At 51.1% G+C, this 18,224-nt stretch carries 13 protein-coding genes; 2 read left to right on the top strand and 11 right to left on the bottom strand.

The window, feature by feature from the left end; translation table 11 throughout:
• Positions 1–85: 85 nt before the first annotated feature.
• Entirely contained in the window at positions 86–1,036 is a 951-nt protein-coding gene (locus tag BUE76_RS02865) for a sugar phosphate isomerase/epimerase family protein (RefSeq protein ID WP_073045224.1), read from the bottom strand.
• 98 nt (positions 1,037–1,134) lie between these two features.
• The gene (locus tag BUE76_RS02870; RefSeq protein WP_216820614.1) at positions 1,135–3,969 is read right to left on the bottom strand and encodes a PQQ-dependent sugar dehydrogenase; all 2,835 of its coding nucleotides are present in this window, start codon (positions 3,967–3,969) and stop codon (positions 1,135–1,137) included.
• Between the two features lie 364 nt (positions 3,970–4,333).
• Here BUE76_RS02870 and BUE76_RS02875 point away from each other — a divergent pair, with 364 nt between their 5' ends.
• Entirely contained in the window at positions 4,334–5,077 is a 744-nt protein-coding gene (locus BUE76_RS02875; RefSeq protein WP_073045227.1) for an NUDIX hydrolase, read from the top strand.
• Between the two features lie 132 nt (positions 5,078–5,209).
• Here BUE76_RS02875 and BUE76_RS02880 read toward each other — a convergent pair whose 3' ends face one another.
• The 7 genes from BUE76_RS02880 to tnpA all read right to left on the bottom strand — a co-directional run bounded on the left by BUE76_RS02880 (position 5,210) and on the right by tnpA (position 13,830).
• Positions 5,210–5,728 carry a DinB family protein gene (locus BUE76_RS02880; RefSeq protein WP_073045229.1) on the bottom strand — a complete coding sequence of 173 codons (519 nt, stop codon included), beginning with the start codon at positions 5,726–5,728 and terminating at the stop codon, positions 5,210–5,212.
• Positions 5,729–6,293: 565 nt separating this feature from the next.
• The gene (locus BUE76_RS02885; RefSeq protein WP_073045230.1) at positions 6,294–7,016 is read right to left on the bottom strand and encodes a LolA-like protein; all 723 of its coding nucleotides are present in this window, start codon (positions 7,014–7,016) and stop codon (positions 6,294–6,296) included.
• Positions 7,017–7,199: 183 nt separating this feature from the next.
• Positions 7,200–9,860 (bottom strand): outer membrane beta-barrel protein, encoded by a 2,661-nt coding sequence (locus tag BUE76_RS02890; RefSeq protein WP_073045232.1) that lies wholly within the window; start codon positions 9,858–9,860, stop codon positions 7,200–7,202.
• A 475-nt stretch (positions 9,861–10,335) separates the two neighbouring features.
• Positions 10,336–10,977 (bottom strand): YceI family protein, encoded by a 642-nt coding sequence (locus BUE76_RS02895; protein WP_073045234.1) that lies wholly within the window; start codon positions 10,975–10,977, stop codon positions 10,336–10,338.
• A gap of 282 nt (positions 10,978–11,259) precedes the next feature.
• Complete coding sequence (locus BUE76_RS02900; RefSeq protein WP_073045236.1) at positions 11,260–11,979, bottom strand: LytR/AlgR family response regulator transcription factor; 720 nt, start codon at positions 11,977–11,979, stop codon at positions 11,260–11,262.
• Positions 11,979–13,043, bottom strand: coding sequence for a sensor histidine kinase (locus BUE76_RS02905; RefSeq protein WP_073045237.1), 1,065 nt, complete (start codon positions 13,041–13,043; stop codon positions 11,979–11,981). The genes BUE76_RS02900 and BUE76_RS02905 overlap by 1 nt, the downstream gene beginning before the upstream one ends.
• Before the next feature lie 352 nt (positions 13,044–13,395).
• Entirely contained in the window at positions 13,396–13,830 is a 435-nt protein-coding gene (gene tnpA / locus BUE76_RS02910) for an IS200/IS605 family transposase (protein ID WP_073045239.1), read from the bottom strand.
• 427 nt (positions 13,831–14,257) lie between these two features.
• Between tnpA and BUE76_RS02915 the strand changes: the two genes are divergently transcribed.
• Positions 14,258–15,073, top strand: a complete 816-nt coding sequence (locus BUE76_RS02915) for an amidohydrolase (protein WP_073045241.1) — start codon at positions 14,258–14,260, stop codon at positions 15,071–15,073.
• A 188-nt stretch (positions 15,074–15,261) separates the two neighbouring features.
• Here BUE76_RS02915 and BUE76_RS02920 read toward each other — a convergent pair whose 3' ends face one another.
• Positions 15,262–16,746 carry a S41 family peptidase gene (locus BUE76_RS02920; RefSeq protein ID WP_158069919.1) on the bottom strand — a complete coding sequence of 495 codons (1,485 nt, stop codon included), beginning with the start codon at positions 16,744–16,746 and terminating at the stop codon, positions 15,262–15,264.
• Between the two features lie 216 nt (positions 16,747–16,962).
• Positions 16,963–17,997, bottom strand: a complete 1,035-nt coding sequence (gene thiL / locus BUE76_RS02925; protein ID WP_073045244.1) for a thiamine-phosphate kinase — start codon at positions 17,995–17,997, stop codon at positions 16,963–16,965.
• Positions 17,998–18,224: the final 227 nt, after the last annotated feature.

The raw sequence follows: 18,224 nt of genomic DNA on the forward strand, positions 1-18,224 counted from the left end.
ACAAGGCAGGCTGAACTGTATTAACGCTTATACATTTCTCTGTGCAACTCCCCGTCCTCGCTGTCTCCGTGGTTCCATCAACTGCTTAGGCAAACTTCGCAATATTCTGGTAGCTGGTCTTCACGCTGTCAATCGATTGCACCATATCCTGCTCGTAGAAGAAGTGCTGCATGCCAGCCAGTTTGGCGGCAGCAAATGCGGCTTTGAAATCAACAATACCATTTCCTACTTCGGTGATCTTGTCGCGGTTGTTGTCGATGTCTTTTACATGCCACAGCGGGAAGCGGCCTGGATATTCTTTGAACAGCGCCACGGGGTCCTGCTTGGCTTTAACGGCCCATGCCAGGTCCAGTTCCATCTTCACCAGGTCTTTGTCGGTGCCCTGCATAATCATATCGTAGGGGCGCTTGCCTTCCACCAGGTCGAACTCGGTGGCGTGGTTGTGATAGGCAAACTGGAGCCCTGCTTTTTTGCAGGCTTCACCGGCACGGTTGAAGATATCGATGGTGCTTTTTATTTCACCCAAAGTACCTACTGGCGCCGAAGAACAAACGAGGTAGGGCAGGCCACCTTCGGCGGCTTCGTCCACCACCTGTTGCAGGTTGGCGCTCAGGTTGAGCATGGGCGGCATCTGGCGCAGCATGTTGCGGGCGGCACTGGTGTCGGGGCGGGCGGCAGGCGCGCCACCACCGGCAGGAGCCGCAGCCGCGGGCCTGGGTCGGAAAGGCGCACCTGGCACATGATGGCTGCGCCAGCTTAGTCCCAGGTCGCTGAGGAAGGCTTTGAACTCTTTGGGCTTATAGCCATAAAAAGGGCCTTTGGGGCTGAACGATGTTTCAATTTCCTTGAAGCCAATGGCTGCCAGGTTTTTGAACATTTCGGTGGTATCACCCCCGGCCATGCGCATCATGGTAAACATCTGGATGCCCACGGGGCGCGAAGCAAAAGAACCGGCGGCACCGGCGAGGCGGGGCAGCAGCAGGCCGCCGAGGGCCAGGGTAGCGCTATGCTGTAGAAAAGATCTGCGGTTGTGCATATGTGGGTTTTATAGATCTTCCATCTCTTGGAGAGATGGAAGATCTGGGTTGAAAGAAACCTTGAAGGTTTGGGTAAACCTATAAGGTCTTAAAGACCTTATAGGTTTTTAGCGGTTACCGTTTGCGCAGCGGGCTGTACATCAATTCCCGATACCTGCAGGATCACCTGGTTGGGACCGGCCTTTTCATTTTTGAATACAAAGAACAGGTTGTGCTTACCGGTAGTGGGCGCAAGGGAGGCCACAATGGTTTGCGGGCCGCGGCGAACAGGAGGTGCACCGGCAGCAGGCTGGGCAGGCGCTTCTGTTTCTACAACGGGTGTAGTGCCCACCACTTTACCATCAGGTGCATCGAGGCGCACTTCCACCAGGCCACCGGCGGCAGCGGCACGGCTGTTGGCATTTACCTTGAAGGCAATACCGGCAATTCCGGTAAGGTCGATATCCTTATACCCGAGGTAAGCACCATTGCCTTCCATATACAAGGCCTTGCCGGGTGTGATCACTTTATTGAAACCCTTGCTCATATCAGCTATTTCCGGATCAAAGCTGGGGTGACGCAACACCACGATGTCTTCGCCTACCAGCGGCGACATAGCAGCAGTACCCCGGTCGCGGTAAGCGGCACGCAGAATATAGGTTCCTTTTTCTTTTTGTTCTTCAGCGGTCTTGGTAGCATAGCTGCCTTTTACCGGCATCGACTTCACATTGGGCTTCTTGTCATTGCTGGCAAGGATGTACTCCACGATGGCGCGGCTGTCGGCTACGCTCAGTTGTGGGTGGGCGCTCATGGCATGGTCGCCCCATACACCGGCGCCACCTTTAATAACTTTCTGCGCCAGGGTCTCTGCTGCTCCGGCTTTGCCTTTGTAGCGCTTGGCCACTTCCTGGTACGAAGGACCTACCGAGCGCTTGTTGGGCATGTGGCAGCTCTTACAATCGTTCTTATTCAGCAGTATCTGTCCGGTAGAAGTAAAGGCTGCAGCATCGGCACCGCGCTGGGTAGCGGCGGCATCTATCTGGTCGTAGCCCAGGGGCAGGTAGTCGATGCTCATAGCTACCTGTGCCGGTGTGATCTTACCGGTCTGCAGGCTTCCGTCTTCTTTATCCTGCACTTTTACCGCGTAGCTGAGGGTAGTGCCGGGAAAATAAAACGTGCGGTTGGCAGCAGCCAGGTCGATGGCTACGGCAGGAGGTTCGTTGCCCACTTTCAGGTCCATCGACTTGCTGGTTTTTGCGCCAGCCGGATCGGTAACCGTAAGGGTAGCTTTATAGGAACCGGGCTTGGTAAGGGTCAGCGTAGGATTGGCTTCTTTCAAAATCTTTGTCTGGCCTGCACCTACTACTTTCCATTCATATTGCAACTGGCCGCCATCGTAATCCTTGGTGCCGGTGGACATGAGCTGGGTTTTCAGGGGTGCCGCACCGCTCTTTTTGCTGGCCAGCACTTCCACAATGGGCTTGCGGTTGCCGCTGTTGTACTCGATGCGCACCAGGCGGGCGTTTTCGTTACCCTTGAACCATGCCGAGCCATACTCCAGCACATAGAGGTCGCCGTCGGGAGCAAAATCCATATCGATGGCGGAGGAGAAGCTCTGGTCGGGCATAAAGCGCTCCATGCCTTTGTAGTTGCCGTTCTCGTCCATGCTCACCACCATGATCCAGCCGCGCATAAAGTCTACGATGAACCACTTGCCTTCGTAGTACTCGGGGAAGGGATGTTTGGCACCTGCAAAATCGCTTTTGCGAAAAACAGGACCTCCGGTAGCACTACGGCCGGCGGCGCCCAGCATCGGGAACTCGTCCGACAATCCATAAGGATACCAAATGAAGGCTGGCTGTGCCTTGGGCAGTTCGGTCAGACCGGTATTATTACGCGATTTGTTTACCGGGTGCTGAGGGTCGAAGGGCGCTCCATAGCTGCTGTCATCGTGGTTGTAGGCATTATAAGGTTTGTTGTTGCCAATGAAATAGGGCCAGCCAAAAAAGCCGGGACCTTTTGCCTGGTTGAACTCGTCGTAACCACGGGGGCCACGCTTGCTGTCGTTGGAGGCATCCGGACCAACCTCACCCCAATAGAGGTAACCGGTCTTGCTGTCCAAAGTGGGGCGCCAGGGGTTGCGGTGACCCATGGTATAAATTTCGGGGCGTGTTTTGGGGGTGCCCTTTGGGAAAAGGTTGCCTTCAGGGATGGTATAGCTGCCATCGTCCTCGGGGTGGATGCGCAGGATCTTGCCACGCAGGTCGGCGGTGTTGCCGGGTGCACGCTGGTCGTCGTTGTTTTCAAAACCGGGCCGGTCGTCCAGGTTGGACGTACCCACCTGTGGGTTCACGGTGTTGTTGCCGGTGGTGAGAAAAAGGTTGCCGGCCTTGTCGAACACCATACCGCCACCGGTGTGGCAGCACTCTTCGCGCTGGGTGGCCACTTCAAGAACAATCTTCTTGCTGCCTTCCACCAGTTGGTTGTCTTTCAACTCCCAGCGGGTGAGCAAGTGCCTGGGCGTTTCGGGATCGGCATAGTACAGGAAAATCCAGTTGTTCTGCGCAAACTTGGGATGCGCGATAATACCCAGCAGGCCTTCTTCCGCTTCACGGGTTTGGCCCTTTTTGTTTTTGTATTTGGTGTTTACCGGCACGGTACCCACCAGGGTCGTCTTTCCGGTTTTAGGGTCAATAGCTTTTACCCCGCCCTTGCGCTCTACAATCAGCACCCGGCCATCGGGCAGGAAGGTCATTTCCATCGGCTCGTCCAGTTTGCCCGCCTCGGTAATGGCTACCTTGGAAAAGCGGGTAGGATCGGGCGGCGTACCCTCGTCGGGGGTGGCGCGGTAGGCCGAAAAGGCAAAAACAAGGGCAGCTGCGCTCAGGGAGAGCAACAGCAGTTTACGGGCTTTATAAAGCCTCGTACGAACGGCAGCAGATCGTTTCATCATAGTGCTTATGTAAAAAATAAATGTATACTAATTGATACCTTAACCCGGCATTTTGCTACCAGGGCAGCAATTGTTGCGACCAACGCATGAGCGCCGCTTCCATTGCCTGCCGGCTCCCTGTGGTGGCGCAGGCAGTATGCATCAAAAAAGCCTGCGCTTGTTACAGCAGCAGGCTTTTGCAGTTATCAATAGCTAATAGGAGCATTCCGAAAATCCACACCCCTGCAGGCCTTGGGTAAGGCTGCCACCATTTGTTTGCAGGCATAGATTTTCATGGCTTCAATGCGTTAGTCAGACACAAAGTAGTAATTTTCCCTTTTTCAGCCATCATCCTTTTTTCAATTCTTTCCCTTTCTTTGTCCCTATGCCACGCTTGTCACAGAAAATTGGGGTTTACCAGGAATACCTGCCGCACCTGTCGGTGGATTGTGTTGTTTTTGGCTTTAATGAAAACGGGTTGAAAGTGCTGTTGCTCAAGATGAAACACCGCGAGGAATGGGCCCTGCCGGGTGGCTTTGTTGGGCAGGACGAAACCGTGGAGGCTGCGGCTACCAGGGTGCTGCAGGAGCGAACCGGGCTGGAGCAGGTCTTCCTGCAACAGTTCCATGTGTTCAGCGACCCCAACCGCTCCGAAGGCAATAGTGCCAGCTCGGGCGACAAGCAGGCAGCAGCATGGCTCAACCAACGATTTATAACCCTGGGCTTTTACGCCCTGGTACCTTTTGATAAAGTAAAGCCCCAACCCGATGCTATTTCGGAGGCCTGCACCTGGTGGGATGTGGAAGCTGTTGGCTCCCTGCTCATCGACCACAACCTGATCCTGAAAAAAGCATTGGAGGCCATGCGGCTGCAGTTGCGCTACCAACCCCTGGGCCTCAACCTGCTGCCTGCCAAGTTTACCATGCCGCAGCTCCAGAAGCTGTATGAAATCATCCTGGGCCAAACCCTCGACCGCCGCAACTTCCAGCGCAAGATGATGGACTATGGCATTCTTCACCGCCTTGAGGAACGCAAAACCGGCGTGGCCCATAAAGCACCTTACTATTACAAATTCAACAAGCAGCGCTATAAACAGGCGCTGAAGGAAGGACTGGAAGGGGGGTGGTAAAGAAAGTCAGAAAAGTCAGAAGACGGGAAAGACAGGAAAGACGTTTCCTATAAAATAAAGAACCCGCCAGGATAGCTACTTGAAGTGCTACCTTGGCGGGTTTTCTTATTCTTTCCGGTCTTTCCGGTCTCCCTAAAACAACTTCTCCGCCGGCGGCTTCACGCCTTTTAAACGCAGGTAGAGCGTGGTTTGACCGCGGTGATGGGTGCCATGTTCAAATGCTTTTTCAAACGCTTGTCCACGGGTTACATCCTGGTTGAACAGCTTGATGGCTTCACTCATCTGGGCAGGCGACATGGCTTTTACAGCATTGATCACATAATCGTAGCTGTCGTTAACAATGCCCGTAAGGCCAGCCTTGGTCTTGTAGTTATCCATTTTCTCCAGGTTGTTGCCCTGCTGTGGGTTGGCTTTACCGGTGGCGTTGGCGGCAAACATAAAGTTGGCATTGGCAATGTGCAGCATCTGCTCGGCAAAAGAGCGCACATCGGCAGTGGGTTTGAAGCTGATGCCATCTTCGGGCATGGCGGCAATGTATTCGGCAGTGTATGCCTTGGCACGTTCCCAGTCTTTTACTGCCTGGGCTACGTTCTGTGCTTTGGCAGCGTGCAGCATCAGTAGCATAATGGCAAGGACAAGCATTCTTTTCATCGTAGGTGTATTTGTTTTTAAAATGGAATGAGACCGAAAAATACAACATTACATCCGGTATTCAGGCTTGTGCAAAAGGCCCAAAGCCAGCCGGCAACATCACCTTTATTAAAAAGTCGTTTCAAACAGGAATGCATTTTTTTCAACTCGATGATTTCAGGTGATGCGTACTACCCAACCGGCAACAAGGTGACCTGAAAACCGTTAAAACGGTTTGGTACCAGTTGTGTTGATGCGCTAATCCCACGCTTGAAACCGTGGGCTAACTCTGGTTGTCATATACCCGTTTGGCATCAAGATCTCAAAACAACTATTGCAGCCTTTCCAGCAGTTGTAATACAATCCTATACCAAACCGCCATCAAGCTGTCATGACACTTTTGGAACTTCTGAAACGTTTGAAACGATTGATGTTTCAGCTTGATAGCATTTTGATACAATAGCCTTTCCGCATCAAATACAAGTGAGCATAAAACAAAACGGGGCCGCAATTGCAGCCCCGTTTGTAAAACTTTACGCTTTGTTGATACGCTACTTGTAGCTTGTGGCTTGTAGCTTTCACACTACTACTTAGGCATCTCAAAAATCTTGGTATCTACCGGCGTGTTTACATCCACCTTGCTCACCTTGGTGGCAATCTGGAACTGGCCACCAAAATCAGTGTTGATGGTATGCGGCATTACAAAACCATAGTCGGTTTTTTTGTAGTCGGCCATGGAAACGATCATTTCCACATCCTGTCCCATCATATTCATCTGCTTTACAGATTGAATGATATAATAGGTATTGGGATCGAGGTAGAAAGTGGTAAGACCGCCGTCTTTAGCGGTAAGCTTTAGTTTGTACGCATCTACACTGCCCACTTTTTCCCGTCCCTGCAACTCCAGCTTATTGCCTTTGCTGGCGTAGTCAACCAGCGGGCCGGCAATATCCAGTTGATCTTTGGCAGCCTTGTACTGCTCTTCCGGAATGGGCTGCGCGCCACCACCTGTCATGGGGTTGATGGACCAGCCGCCCTTGTCGGTAACTACCTGTACCATCTTGTTGCCCATAATCTCACTTTCAGAGCGGAAGCCCTTTCCGGTAAGCAGGGTTTGGGTGCCTTCAGCCTCATTGCCCATAACCTCGATTTTGGTCTTCATCACCAGGCTGTTGATGCCTTTTATCTTTTCCATACCGCCCAAAGCAGCCACGTGCTTGGCGATCAGTTCGTCGGCGGTTTGCGCATGTGCGCCGTAAGTCACAGCCAGGGTGGCAGCTGCCAGGAATGCGGTTTTTACAAATTGCATATGGGTTGTTTTTATCGTTGACAAGATAGATATAAAGAACTAATGTGCTAATTAGCTAATGTGATAATGTGCTAATGAACAGCCAAAGTCAGCGTAATACCTGATTGTTGAACGCTGGATAACTTTTGTTAGCACCTGTTCCCCAATTAGCTCATTAGCATATTATCACATTAGCTCATTGCCTTACATTCCTTCCATCGCGCCCTGCATGCTCGAGCCCTCGGCATTCATGTTCTTGCGCTTAAACAGGGACATGTCCATTTTGCCAAAGCGGAATGCAAAGTTGATGCGGAACATGGGCGAGTCGGGACGACGGCGGGTGTCCTGGATAAAGAACGGAGTTTCGATATGCTGTGCAAACACACGGGTGCGAAACACGTCGTTGATGCTGAAGGTTACCGATGCCGCGTTCTGCTTCAGGAAGCTTTTGCGGAAGGCCAAGTCAAAACCATAATTGGGTTTGAGGTAGCCCTGTGCTGCACTTTGTGCACCACCACCCATACCGGGAGGACCTCCCATACCGCCACCGCCCTGGCTTACCGCAATATTGGTTTTGCTTTGGTAAGTACCCGAAAACTGCACGGTGTAATTCTTCGGCAACTTAAAGTTGGAGTTGAACTTGGCAAAATAGCTCCAGATAGCATCCTGCGAATAACCCAATACATTATCGGTGTTGATAAACGCATTGTACACGTTCAGGTTGGTAGTCAGATCCCACCATTTCTTCACCTGGTTTTGCGAAGTAAATTCCATACCTACGCTACGGCTGCTGTTGGCATTGATATAGGTGGTGATGGGGCGCTTGCCATCGCTCGACTGAATGGTATCGCGATACGAAGTGATCAGGTCGGTACTGTACTTATAATAAACCGATGCCAGGAAGTTGTTATTGCCCTTATAGGTTTTGCTGTACGAAGCTTCCAGCGAGTTGGTAAACTCGGGACGCAAGGCAGCATTACCGCGGGTCCAGTTCAGCTGGTCGGTGGAGTCGATAAAGGGAATGAGTTGCATAAAGAATGGACGGTTGATGCGGCGGGTATAACTCAGCTGCACCTCGCTGTTCTTTTTCAACTTCTGGCTCAGGAACACGGAGGGGAAAAGCGACAGGGGATATTTATTGACAAATTCCTGCTTGGTATCGGTAAGCTCACCCACGTATTTCGAGCTTTCGCCACGCAGGCCCACTTTGTAACCAAAGTCTTTTACCTGGTTGCCATAGCTGATGTAACCGGCGTACACATCATCGGTATTGCGGTAGTTGGCGGTGGCCGAAGAGATGGCTACAAATTGGTTGGTAGCGGCATTCCAGAAATAGTTCCCTTGCTTGTTTTGCAGCTCGCGCAGTTGTGCGCGGGCACCCAATTCCAATTTACCGGCCTTTCCATACGGACGTACATAATCGAGCTGGAGGGTAGTAAACTGGTTGGTACCATTACCCCTGATCTGCTGGCGGATATCACCCAATTTGGCGCTGCCAGCAGTGGAGAAGATATCGGTATTGTACAGGGAGCTGTTTTCGTTGCGGCCCTTAAAGAAATTGATATCGCCGGTCAGCTCCTCGCCCTGGCGGGGAAAGATGTATTTGAAACCACCCTGTGCACCCAGTGCATTGAACTCACGGTTGCCCGTAGTGTGGCGCTCGGCATAGCTCTTTTGTGCACCGGTAACATAGGCGCTGTCGGTGTACAGCCAATCGTTGGGGTTAAACTCGCCATGTACGCGGGTACCCGAAACAGAAAGGGTGAGGCGGTTGGTAGCAAAATAATCCAGACCGGCGCGGCCAAAGATAAATCCACCCTTGGTGCGGTTGCGGCCAAACTGGTCGATGGTCATATCGGGGTTGGACAGCAGGTTGAGGATTTCGGTATTGCTGGTACCGCGGTTGCGCATCTGGTTGGTAAAGGATGAAATGGTAGCGTTGATCTTGTTCTGGCGCAGGCTAAACGAGCCGCCGCCATTCATACCACCGCGTTTATCCACACCCAGGTTTACCATACCGTTGTAACCGGTACGCTTGTTCTTTTTCAACACAATATTGAGGATACCCGCATTGCCTCCCGAGGCGTCGTACTTGGCCGAAGGGTTGGTAATCACTTCCACACTTTCGATGGCGTCGGCAGGAATCTGGTCGAGGCTCAGGGTAGTAGGACGGCCATCGATAAAGATGGTAGGTGCTGCGTTGCGCATGGTTACATTACCGTCGATGTCCACGTTCAGTGATGGCACGTTTTTCATCACGTCAACGGCGGTACCACCGGCGCTCACCAGGTTTTTATCTACCGAAAAAACCTTTTTGTCAATATCCATTTTCAGGCGGCCGCTGGTAGCAGTAACCGTTACGTCAGCCAGTTGCTTCACGTCGGTTTTCAGTACTACTTTGCCCAGGTCTTTTTCAAAATTGGAAGCCATGGCCGACAGCGAAGACATATCGGGAGCGCCGCCTGCACCGGGGCGGGGCGCAGCGCCACCAACGGGTGCCTTCATCTGGAAGGCAACGGGCACCTCATAAGGGGTATAGCCGGTAGCAGATATTTTCAGCTTAAGGGGTGTGCCAAAGATGGGCAGTTCGTTAAACGCAAATTCACCATTGCCCTTGGTGGTTACGCCTTTCAATAAAACTTCTTTTCGCTTTTTGGTTACGGTGTCCATCTTGCTGGCCAGCAATACCACCGATGCGTCGGGGATGGGCTTGCCGGTACTGTCTACCAGTTTGCCATACACCACACCGATGCTGGGTGCCTGCTGAGCGCCACGGGCCCCGGCAGGTGCGCCCATCCCGGGAAACTGTGCCTGTGCGTTGGCCGCGCCAATTGCCAGCGCTGCCATCAGAATCATCTTTTTCATGTTGGTTGTTGATGTTTCCAACCTTTATGTTGAAAACCGGTGTAAAACTATGGGCAGGCAAACAAGCAATAGGGGCAAATGAGATGAGTGCACAAAATGTTGCGACGAATGGCAATGGCAGGGGTTGATGGGTGGTTGGATAGGTGGATAAACGGGCCTCACCCACCCCCTGTCCCCCTGAAAGGGGAACTTAGGCCGGAGTGGTTGCCTTATTGGCAAATTTTCCTTTTCAATCGAACATTGATGGGAACACGGTTATAACCAATTCGAACGGATATCCGTTTACATCAGTTCTATCTGTTCTATCCGTGTTCCCATATAGTTGCCGTATAGAAGTACAACCGCAGGTTAGTGCGAAATACCATCATCATACAATTGAAAGTGCAGTATAACAACAAAGCCACTCTTTCTAGAGTGGCTTTGTGTACTATAACGCTATCTGACCTAAGTTCCCCCTTCAGGGGGGCAGGGGGTATTATCCTTTATTCAACTCCACATTTACCACGATCTCCACATCCTTACCCACAGCCAGTCCGCCGGCTTCGGTAGCCTGGCTCCATTTCAGGTTGTAATCAAAACGGTTGATGGTGGTTTTGGCTTTAAAGCCTGCCTTGGTTTTGCCCATGGCATTGGTGGTACCGCCAAAGATTACGTCGAACACAACGGGTTTGGTGACATCGCGGATGGTGAGGTTGCCGGCCAGTTTGTACTTATTGCCGCCCAGGGGTTTGAACGAAGTGCTCTGGAACTTCATGGCAGGGTACTTTTCTGCGTTGAAGAAGTCATCGCCCTTCAGGTGCTTGTCGCGCATTTCATTGTCGGAGTCAATGGAGTTCACGTCTACGGAGAAGGCGATTTTAGCATCGGAAAAATCGGGCTTGGTGTGCTCCAGCGCACCGTCGAACATTTTAAACTTGCCTTCTACCTCGGATACTACCAGGTGGGAAATTGAAAAACGAACATTGGAATGGGCACGGTCTACACTCCACTTGCCGGCTTCGGCGGGAGCGGGGCTTGTGATGGTAGCCTCTTCGGTCTTGTTAGCGTGGATGGTAAAAGAGGAAACTGCAATAGCCAGGGCCAATGCAGCAGCAGAGAAAATGGTGGCTTTCTTCATATGCTAGTGGTTTGTTTACTGATGAGCTGTAAAGTTAATGTTTGAACATTAAGCAAACCAAATGGTTTCGCTATTTACCGGTAAAAACTGGATTACAGGGATTTAAGGGAAAGGGTGAACCACAAAAACGCTAAGCGACAAAAGAACACAAAGCGATAGGTGGCGTATGCGATATCGGTAGTTGTTTCAAGACTAAAGCCCGCTATAGAAACGTACGAATCCTGGAAGATCTTTCTTTGTGCTCCTCCGTTGCTTCGTGTCTTTGTGGTTCAAAAAAATCGATTAACGGGCACCCATCTGTATGTAGGCATCTACGGCTTCCTTGTAATGGTCGCCAACAGGCAGTTCGTGCTGACCCAGGAACACACTGTTTTTACGCACTGCGGTGATGGCGTCCTTGCATACAATATAAGAACGGTGTATGCGGAGGAAACTGGCTTGCGGCAGTTGGTCTTCGAGGGTCTTCATGCTCATGCGGGTAACAAGGGGATGCTGCTCGCTGCGCAAGTGGATCTTTACATAATCCTTCAGGCCCTCGATCCACACGATATCGGAAAACACCACTTTCACCATTTTGTAATCCACCGGGATAAAGAAGAAAGTAGCTTCGGCGGCTTTTTCACCGCCGCTGAAGCTGCCCTGTTGGAGGCGGTATAGTTCCTGTGCCCGGTTGCAGGCCAGCACAAAACGGTCAAAAGCAACGGGCTTGAGCAGGTAATCCACCACGTTGAGGTTAAAGCCATCCAACGCGTAGCTTTCGTAAGCCGTCACCAGGATGAACATACATTTTTGCGGTACGCTTTGTATAAACTGCAGGCCGGTGATGCCGGGCATTTGAATATCCAGAAACACCAGGTCCACACCGCCCTGCCGCAACAACTGCAAAGCTTCGAGCGGGTTGGTAAAAGAGCCTACCAGTTGCAGCCCCGGTACTTTTTGAATATTGTCTTCCAGCAGTTCGAGGGCCAGTTCTTCGTCATCAATGGCAATGCAGCGTAACATCAGTGCAGGTTTATGGTGAGTGATACGGTAAACCAATCGTCTTTCTGGTCTATCAAAAGTTCGTGCTTTTCGGGGTACAACAAACTTAACCTGCGCCGCACATTGGTAAGGCCTATTCCCGAACTTTTATCTTTTTCGCCGGTTTGCTCCGGCGTAAAATATTTGTTGCACACTTTCAGCTGTAGTACACCTTTCACCGCTTCCAGCCTGATGCGGATCACCGAATCGGGGGTGCCGCTCACTCCGTGTTTAAAAGCATTTTCCACAAAAGGAATGAGCAACATGGGTTCCAGCAGGTATCCGTCGTCAATGGTGCCCACTTCGTAGTCTACCTGCAGGCTTTTGCGGAAGCGCTGGGTTTGCAGGTCGATATAGCTTTGCAAATAATCCAGTTCCTTGTTGAGCAGCACTTTTTCTTCTGCCGCTTCATACAACATGTAGCGCAGCAGGGAAGACAGCTTGATCAGCGAGGGCTCCAGCTGGTCGGAGCCCTTGCGGGCAAGCGATACCATGTTGTTGAGCACATTGAACAAAAAGTGCGGGCTTACCTGTGAGCGCAAAAAAAGCAGTTCGGTTTTGAGGTTTTCGTTCTCCCGCTCTTTTGCCAGCCGGTCGCTGCGCAGTTTTTCGCGGAAAAAATACACCGCCGTGCTGCAGGCGAGGAAGAAGAAGGAAGGAAATATGTAAAAGACAATAAAGCCGATCACTTTAAAGGGCATCTGTGGCAACAATAACCGAAACGACAGCCAGTTGATGCCAAACATCAGCAGGAATGCACCCAGCAACAGGATGCCATAAGTATTATACCGCCTGCGCCCGAAATAGCGCGGCAACAGCACCGCCGTGTTGAGGTAAGTAAGTATCACCCAGGTGATGCAGTTGATGCCATACTGGATCATAAAACCCCAGTTGTCGGGTTTATGTCCCCGTTCGGGCGGGCCGCCCTGGTTGGAAGGCCGCAGGATAAAGGGCAGGGAAAACAGGAAGATCCACAAGGCAGCCTGCACCAGAAAATAGATCCATTTACGCTGCGAGAAAAACCTGATGTTTTGTGACCGGGACATAGGTAAGCATTCAGTGGGTACAAAGAAAAGGGATGCTATTGCAGCAGGTAAGCGTTTTGCGACGAGGGAGGGGAATAGTGCGACTAATGTTGCTGGAGAGAGATTGCTAGTTACCAGTTGCAGGTTGCAAGTTGCAGGTAAAAATAGCAACTGGTAAAAATTAAAATAAGGATCGCATACTTTCAAATTGTCCAAAGCAATTGGAAGCTCTTCTCCTTTGACGATTAGGCTTCTGTTCAGATTACTAACCTCAAATCCGGCAGCTAGCAGCCCTGTTATACTAGCCCACGGTTTCAACCGTGGGAATACAAAACACCCGCGTATATTATGAAACGGTTTCAACCGTTTCCCCTCAGCCCTCCAACAAATGATGCACCCGAAGCAACCCTTCCCATTCTTCCTGAAAGGTTTTGGTACGATGGTGCGCCTCCTGGTTGGCAATATATTGTTGCACTTTGTCCAACTGCGATTCGCTGACGGAAAATGCGCCATAACCGCTTTGCCACGAGAACTGTTGCGGGATCCAACCCTGGTGATTAACCTGGTAGGCAGTGGCGCCTTTGATTTGTTTCACCACATCGGCAATACTTAACAACGGATTATGCCGGTAAAGAATATGCACATGATCGGGCATCCCATTTATCAGCAACGGAAAACATTTCAGATTGGTTAGCTCCTGGTTTAATGTTTCGTATAAAGGAGTCTTCAGGTCTGCACCAATAAAGGTTTGGCGGTCTTTGGTGGCAAACACCAGGTGTATCCAGATTCGGGAATAGGCGTGTGGCATGGCAAGCGTTTAAACCGATAAATCGGTTAGGGATAATTTAAGGTTGGCTGGTTTACCCACGGTTGAAACCGTGGGCTAGATTAAGATGATCGTTCGCTGAAACAAATGCAAAGCCGCTTGTTCAGGTATTGCATAATACCAAGCCGCCATCAAGTTGACGCATGTAGTTGTTTCGGTGTTCCAGAGTCTCGAAAGTTTCATGACCACAAGATGCGGGTTTGGCATAAGAAAGATTTTAATGCAGCAAGACTGCCTGCTCCATAAATACTTGTAGCTTAAAACTTCAACTGCAGCTTTTCAACAGCTACTTTGAAGAGGAAATTAGCCCACGGTTTCAACCGTGGGTAAAATGAACCGGCCCCAACCCATGAAACGGTTTTAACCGTTTCCACCGCCACCCAAACCCCTATTTCCCTAATTTGCAGCTATGTCACAGCTCACCTTTACCCTCATTCAAACCTCCCTGCACTGGGAAGACAAGGCCGCCAACCTCCAAATGCTGGAAGCCAAGATCAACAGCATTACCACGCCCACCCATATTGTGGTATTGCCCGAGATGTTTACCACCGGCTTTAGCATGAAGCCCGAACAGTTTGCCGAAACCATGGATGGCCCAACGGTGCAGTGGATGAAACGGCTGGCGGCGCAAAAAAGAGTGGTGCTCACCGGCAGCATCATGATTGAAGAGGAAGGCCGCTACTACAACCGCCTGATCTGGATGTTGCCCAATGGGCAGGTGGGCACCTACGACAAGCGCCACCTTTTTGCCATGGGCAAAGAAGATGAGCATTATACCGGCGGCAGCCAGCGCTTTATTGCTTCGGTAAACGGGTGGAAGATCAACTGCAACATTTGCTACGACCTGCGTTTCCCCGTATGGGCACGCCAGCAATATGCGCAAACCGGCGCCCCAGAATACGATGTGCTGTTGTATGTGGCCAACTGGCCCGACCGCCGCAACCATGCTTGGAAAACACTGTTGCAAGCCCGCGCCATCGAGAACCAGTGTTATGTGGTAGGCGTCAACCGCGTGGGCACCGACGGCCATGGAGTGTACCATACCGGCGACAGCATGGTGTGCAATGCCCTGGGTGAAGTGCTGTACCACAAAGCCGATGACGAGGATATTGTAACCATCACCCTCAACAAAGCCGACCTGGATAGCACCCGCGAAAAGCTGCCTTTCTGGAAAGATTCCGATGCCTTCTTGCTGCCTTTGGAAGTACCCGAAGCACAGTCGTGATATTGTTGCTCACAGATGACACGGATGACACAGATAAGCATTGTATTGAATGATGGCATTCGAAAAGCACCCTGTATAGTATAATAACTATCCTCCGCGGCCTTTGCGTGAAACATCTCACACACACTGCCCCAAAGCAAATTTACAAGGACAGCTATCCGTGTCATCTGTGCTATCTGTGCGCAAAATCACCTTGGATTAAACCCGCCATTTGCCGACTGCCTGCCATTGCTTTCCACGAGGCTGCGCACCCGTTCCATTTTAAAATCCACTTCCCTGCGCAAATCGTTCACGGTTGGGCGGGCAAATACTTCGGGCTGTATGCCCAATCCGGTTTTAGGCTGGCTTTTATCAATCACCAACCGGAACAGGGGCAAGCGGAATCGCACGCCGGTATAAGGCAGGGTAACATCAGGTATCAACCAGGCATTGTTGCCGTATGCACCACCGCCGGTTTCTTCTCCCACAAGGGTCACATTCTCCTGCGGCCGCAAGGTGCCTGCAACCAGTGCCGCTGCCGAAAATGTATTACCGCCGGTTAGCAGGTAAACATTTCCGTTGTAGTGGTGCTTCTTCTTGGGATGGAAATACTTTCGTTCGTAATAGGCAAAATGGTAGTTGCCATCTTTCTTTTTACGGGTAAACAGGAGCAGGAACAAACCATTTGCCATCCGCTGGCTGCGATAGCGGGCATAAGCACTGCTGCGTTTTACCGCATATAAAGAATCGGCAATTTTATAAGGTTGGTTGATGATATAACGGGTGAGCAGGTTGGAGTAAGTGATGATGCCACCGCCATTTCCCCTTAGATCAATAGTAAGGTTGGGTGTGCGCTGCTGGTGAAGCTGGCGGAACGACTGCCGGAAGAAGCGGCGCAACTTATACCCATGTGCAAAGCTGCCCAGGTCCATCACAGCCAGCATATTGGTAGAGTCGAAATTGAGGCTGCGATAACCCTGCTGCTCAGCCTTTCGGCGTGCCCTTCGTGTGGGTGCTACAGGCTTGGGCATGAGGGCACGGGTAGTATCGCGCAACACCTGGTAGGCAGGTACCACTACATTGTGGCGTTCGCCTTCTTTATCAGTAAACTCTACTTTATAACGTGCCTTATTGCCAAAAACAGTCGTGTACAAAGCACCAAAACCACCCCTGTTGCTCAACACCTGGTACTTATGTGTCCCATTATAGCCATCGGTAGAGAGGTGCTGAAACAAGGTGTCGAGGATGCGGCTCATGGGCATACCGTCAATGGCATGAACAATAGCGCCATGTCGCAGCAGGCTATCCTTTCGATGCAGGTTGGCCACCACAAATGCAGTGTCGGGCCATAGTTTGAAAACCAGGGGAAAAAAGCGGCTGCTGCTGCGGTTGGCACGGGCATAAGCTTTTGAAGGCTTGATGGTAGTGTGGCCGCAGCCGATTCCCGAAAGCGTATAAGTTAGAATATTGCGGTAACCGGCTTCCGTCAGCGAATCCTGTATGAGTGAGCGGGCATGGCTGAAGCGCTGGTTCATGCTGTCTTTGGAACTGTACCAGTACAAACCCGGGTGCGCATCTTCCAGTATGTCCTGAAACAGGTCGAATTCCTTGCGGAGGGTTTCGGGTGCATACTTTTTTCCGGCAGGTAAAGGTTTTACAGCACTGCAGCTTGCCAGCAGTATTGCTGCCATCATCCATCCCCAACATTGCCACCCAAAACCTTTCATAGGGTGAAAGTTAGTGATATAATAGTTTATGGGATTCTCCATTTAGCTGCAAGATTTAAGCTACAAGCTCCAAATGTAACTGCCCGGAGTGCAGTTTCGAAACCTATAAATAAACCCCGCAAGCCCATGTGCCTGCGGGGTTATACCAGATCTTCCATCTCTTCAAGCGATGGAAGATCTGGCCTATTGCTGCTTGAATGCATTCCAGCCCTGCGCCGTCAATGGGTGGCGGGTACCACCCTTGGTATAAATAGTACGACCTTCTTCCACATCGGTGAGGTAGCCTACTACACTAATCTGTGCATTGTCCTTGATCTTATCGTAGTCTTCCTGCTTTACGGTAAACAACAATTCGTAATCCTCACCGCCACTCAGGGCGCAGGCCGTAGGGTCTACATTGAATTTAAAAGCTGCCTGCCGGGTATCTTCCCCGATGGGTATTTTCTCTTCATACAACACACAACCCAGGTTGCTCTTGGTGCAGATGTGCAGGATCTCCGAACTCAGGCCATCGCTTACATCGATCATGGCGGTGGGCGTCAATTCCTTTTCTTCAAAAAACTCGATGATATCCTTGCGGGCTTCGGGCTTCAGCAGGCGGCCAACAATGTATTGTTCGTTCTCCAGGTCGGGCTGGATTTTGGGATTTTCCAGGTAGATGCGTTTTTCCCTTTCCAGGATGGTAAGGCCCAGGTAGGCCGCACCCAGGTCGCCGGTAACGCAAAGCAGGTCGCCTTTGCGGGCGGTATCGCGGCGTACAAACTTCTCGGGCGGCACTTCACCAATGGCGGTGCAGGAAATGATGAATCCTTTTTGCGAAGTGGAAGTATCGCCGCCAATCAGGTCCACACCATATTCCTCGCAGGCTGCATGCACACCGGCATAAAATTCATCCAAAGCTTCCAGGCTGAAGCGGTTGCTAAACGCCAGTCCCAGCAGGATTTGGGTAGGTGTGGCATTCATGGCGTAGATATCGCTCACATTCACCACCACGGTTTTATAACCCAGGTGCTTCAGCGGGGTATACATCAGGTCGAAGTGCACGCCCTCCACCAACAGGTCGTTGGTGATGACGGTTTGTTTGCCAAAATGATCGATCACCGCGGCATCATCGCCCACCGTTACAATGGTGGACGCCTGTTTGATTTCAAAATTTTTGGTCAGGTGCTCAATCAGTCCAAACTCGCCGAGGCTGGCGATTTCCGTACGTTCTTCCATAAAAGATATAAAGTGCGAAGGTAGGAGGAAGACGGGAAAGACAGGAGAGATGGAAAAGACGGGTCAGAAGTCCGGAAAGTCAGTAAAGTTGGGAAAGACGTATTCAGTACATGAAAATGCCCGACAGGATAGTGCCATGAAGTACTATCTTGCCGGGCTTCGCTATTCTTTACTGTCTTTACTGTCTTTACTGTCTTTACTGTCTTTACTGTCTTTACTGTCTTTAC

Origin of the sequence: Cnuella takakiae, assembly GCF_001953305.1 — a bacterium.
Taxonomy (GTDB): Bacteria; Bacteroidota; Bacteroidia; order Chitinophagales; family Chitinophagaceae; genus Flavisolibacter; species Flavisolibacter takakiae.

Bases quoted from the DNA above. Each gene is read 5' to 3' on its own strand.
- BUE76_RS02865 (WP_073045224.1), bottom strand. From the start codon at position 1,036: ATGCACAACCGCAGATCTTTTCTACAGCATAGCGCTACCCTGGCCCTC.
- BUE76_RS02870 (WP_216820614.1), bottom strand. From the start codon at position 3,969: ATGATGAAACGATCTGCTGCCGTTCGTACGAGGCTTTATAAAGCCCGT.
- BUE76_RS02875 (WP_073045227.1), top strand. From the start codon at position 4,334: ATGCCACGCTTGTCACAGAAAATTGGGGTTTACCAGGAATACCTGCCG.
- BUE76_RS02880 (WP_073045229.1), bottom strand. From the start codon at position 5,728: ATGAAAAGAATGCTTGTCCTTGCCATTATGCTACTGATGCTGCACGCT.
- BUE76_RS02885 (WP_073045230.1), bottom strand. From the start codon at position 7,016: ATGCAATTTGTAAAAACCGCATTCCTGGCAGCTGCCACCCTGGCTGTG.
- BUE76_RS02890 (WP_073045232.1), bottom strand. From the start codon at position 9,860: ATGAAAAAGATGATTCTGATGGCAGCGCTGGCAATTGGCGCGGCCAAC.
- BUE76_RS02895 (WP_073045234.1), bottom strand. From the start codon at position 10,977: ATGAAGAAAGCCACCATTTTCTCTGCTGCTGCATTGGCCCTGGCTATT.
- BUE76_RS02900 (WP_073045236.1), bottom strand. From the start codon at position 11,979: ATGTTACGCTGCATTGCCATTGATGACGAAGAACTGGCCCTCGAACTG.
- BUE76_RS02905 (WP_073045237.1), bottom strand. From the start codon at position 13,043: ATGTCCCGGTCACAAAACATCAGGTTTTTCTCGCAGCGTAAATGGATC.
- tnpA (WP_073045239.1), bottom strand. From the start codon at position 13,830: ATGCCACACGCCTATTCCCGAATCTGGATACACCTGGTGTTTGCCACC.
- BUE76_RS02915 (WP_073045241.1), top strand. From the start codon at position 14,258: ATGTCACAGCTCACCTTTACCCTCATTCAAACCTCCCTGCACTGGGAA.
- BUE76_RS02920 (WP_158069919.1), bottom strand. From the start codon at position 16,746: ATGATGGCAGCAATACTGCTGGCAAGCTGCAGTGCTGTAAAACCTTTA.
- thiL (WP_073045244.1), bottom strand. From the start codon at position 17,997: ATGGAAGAACGTACGGAAATCGCCAGCCTCGGCGAGTTTGGACTGATT.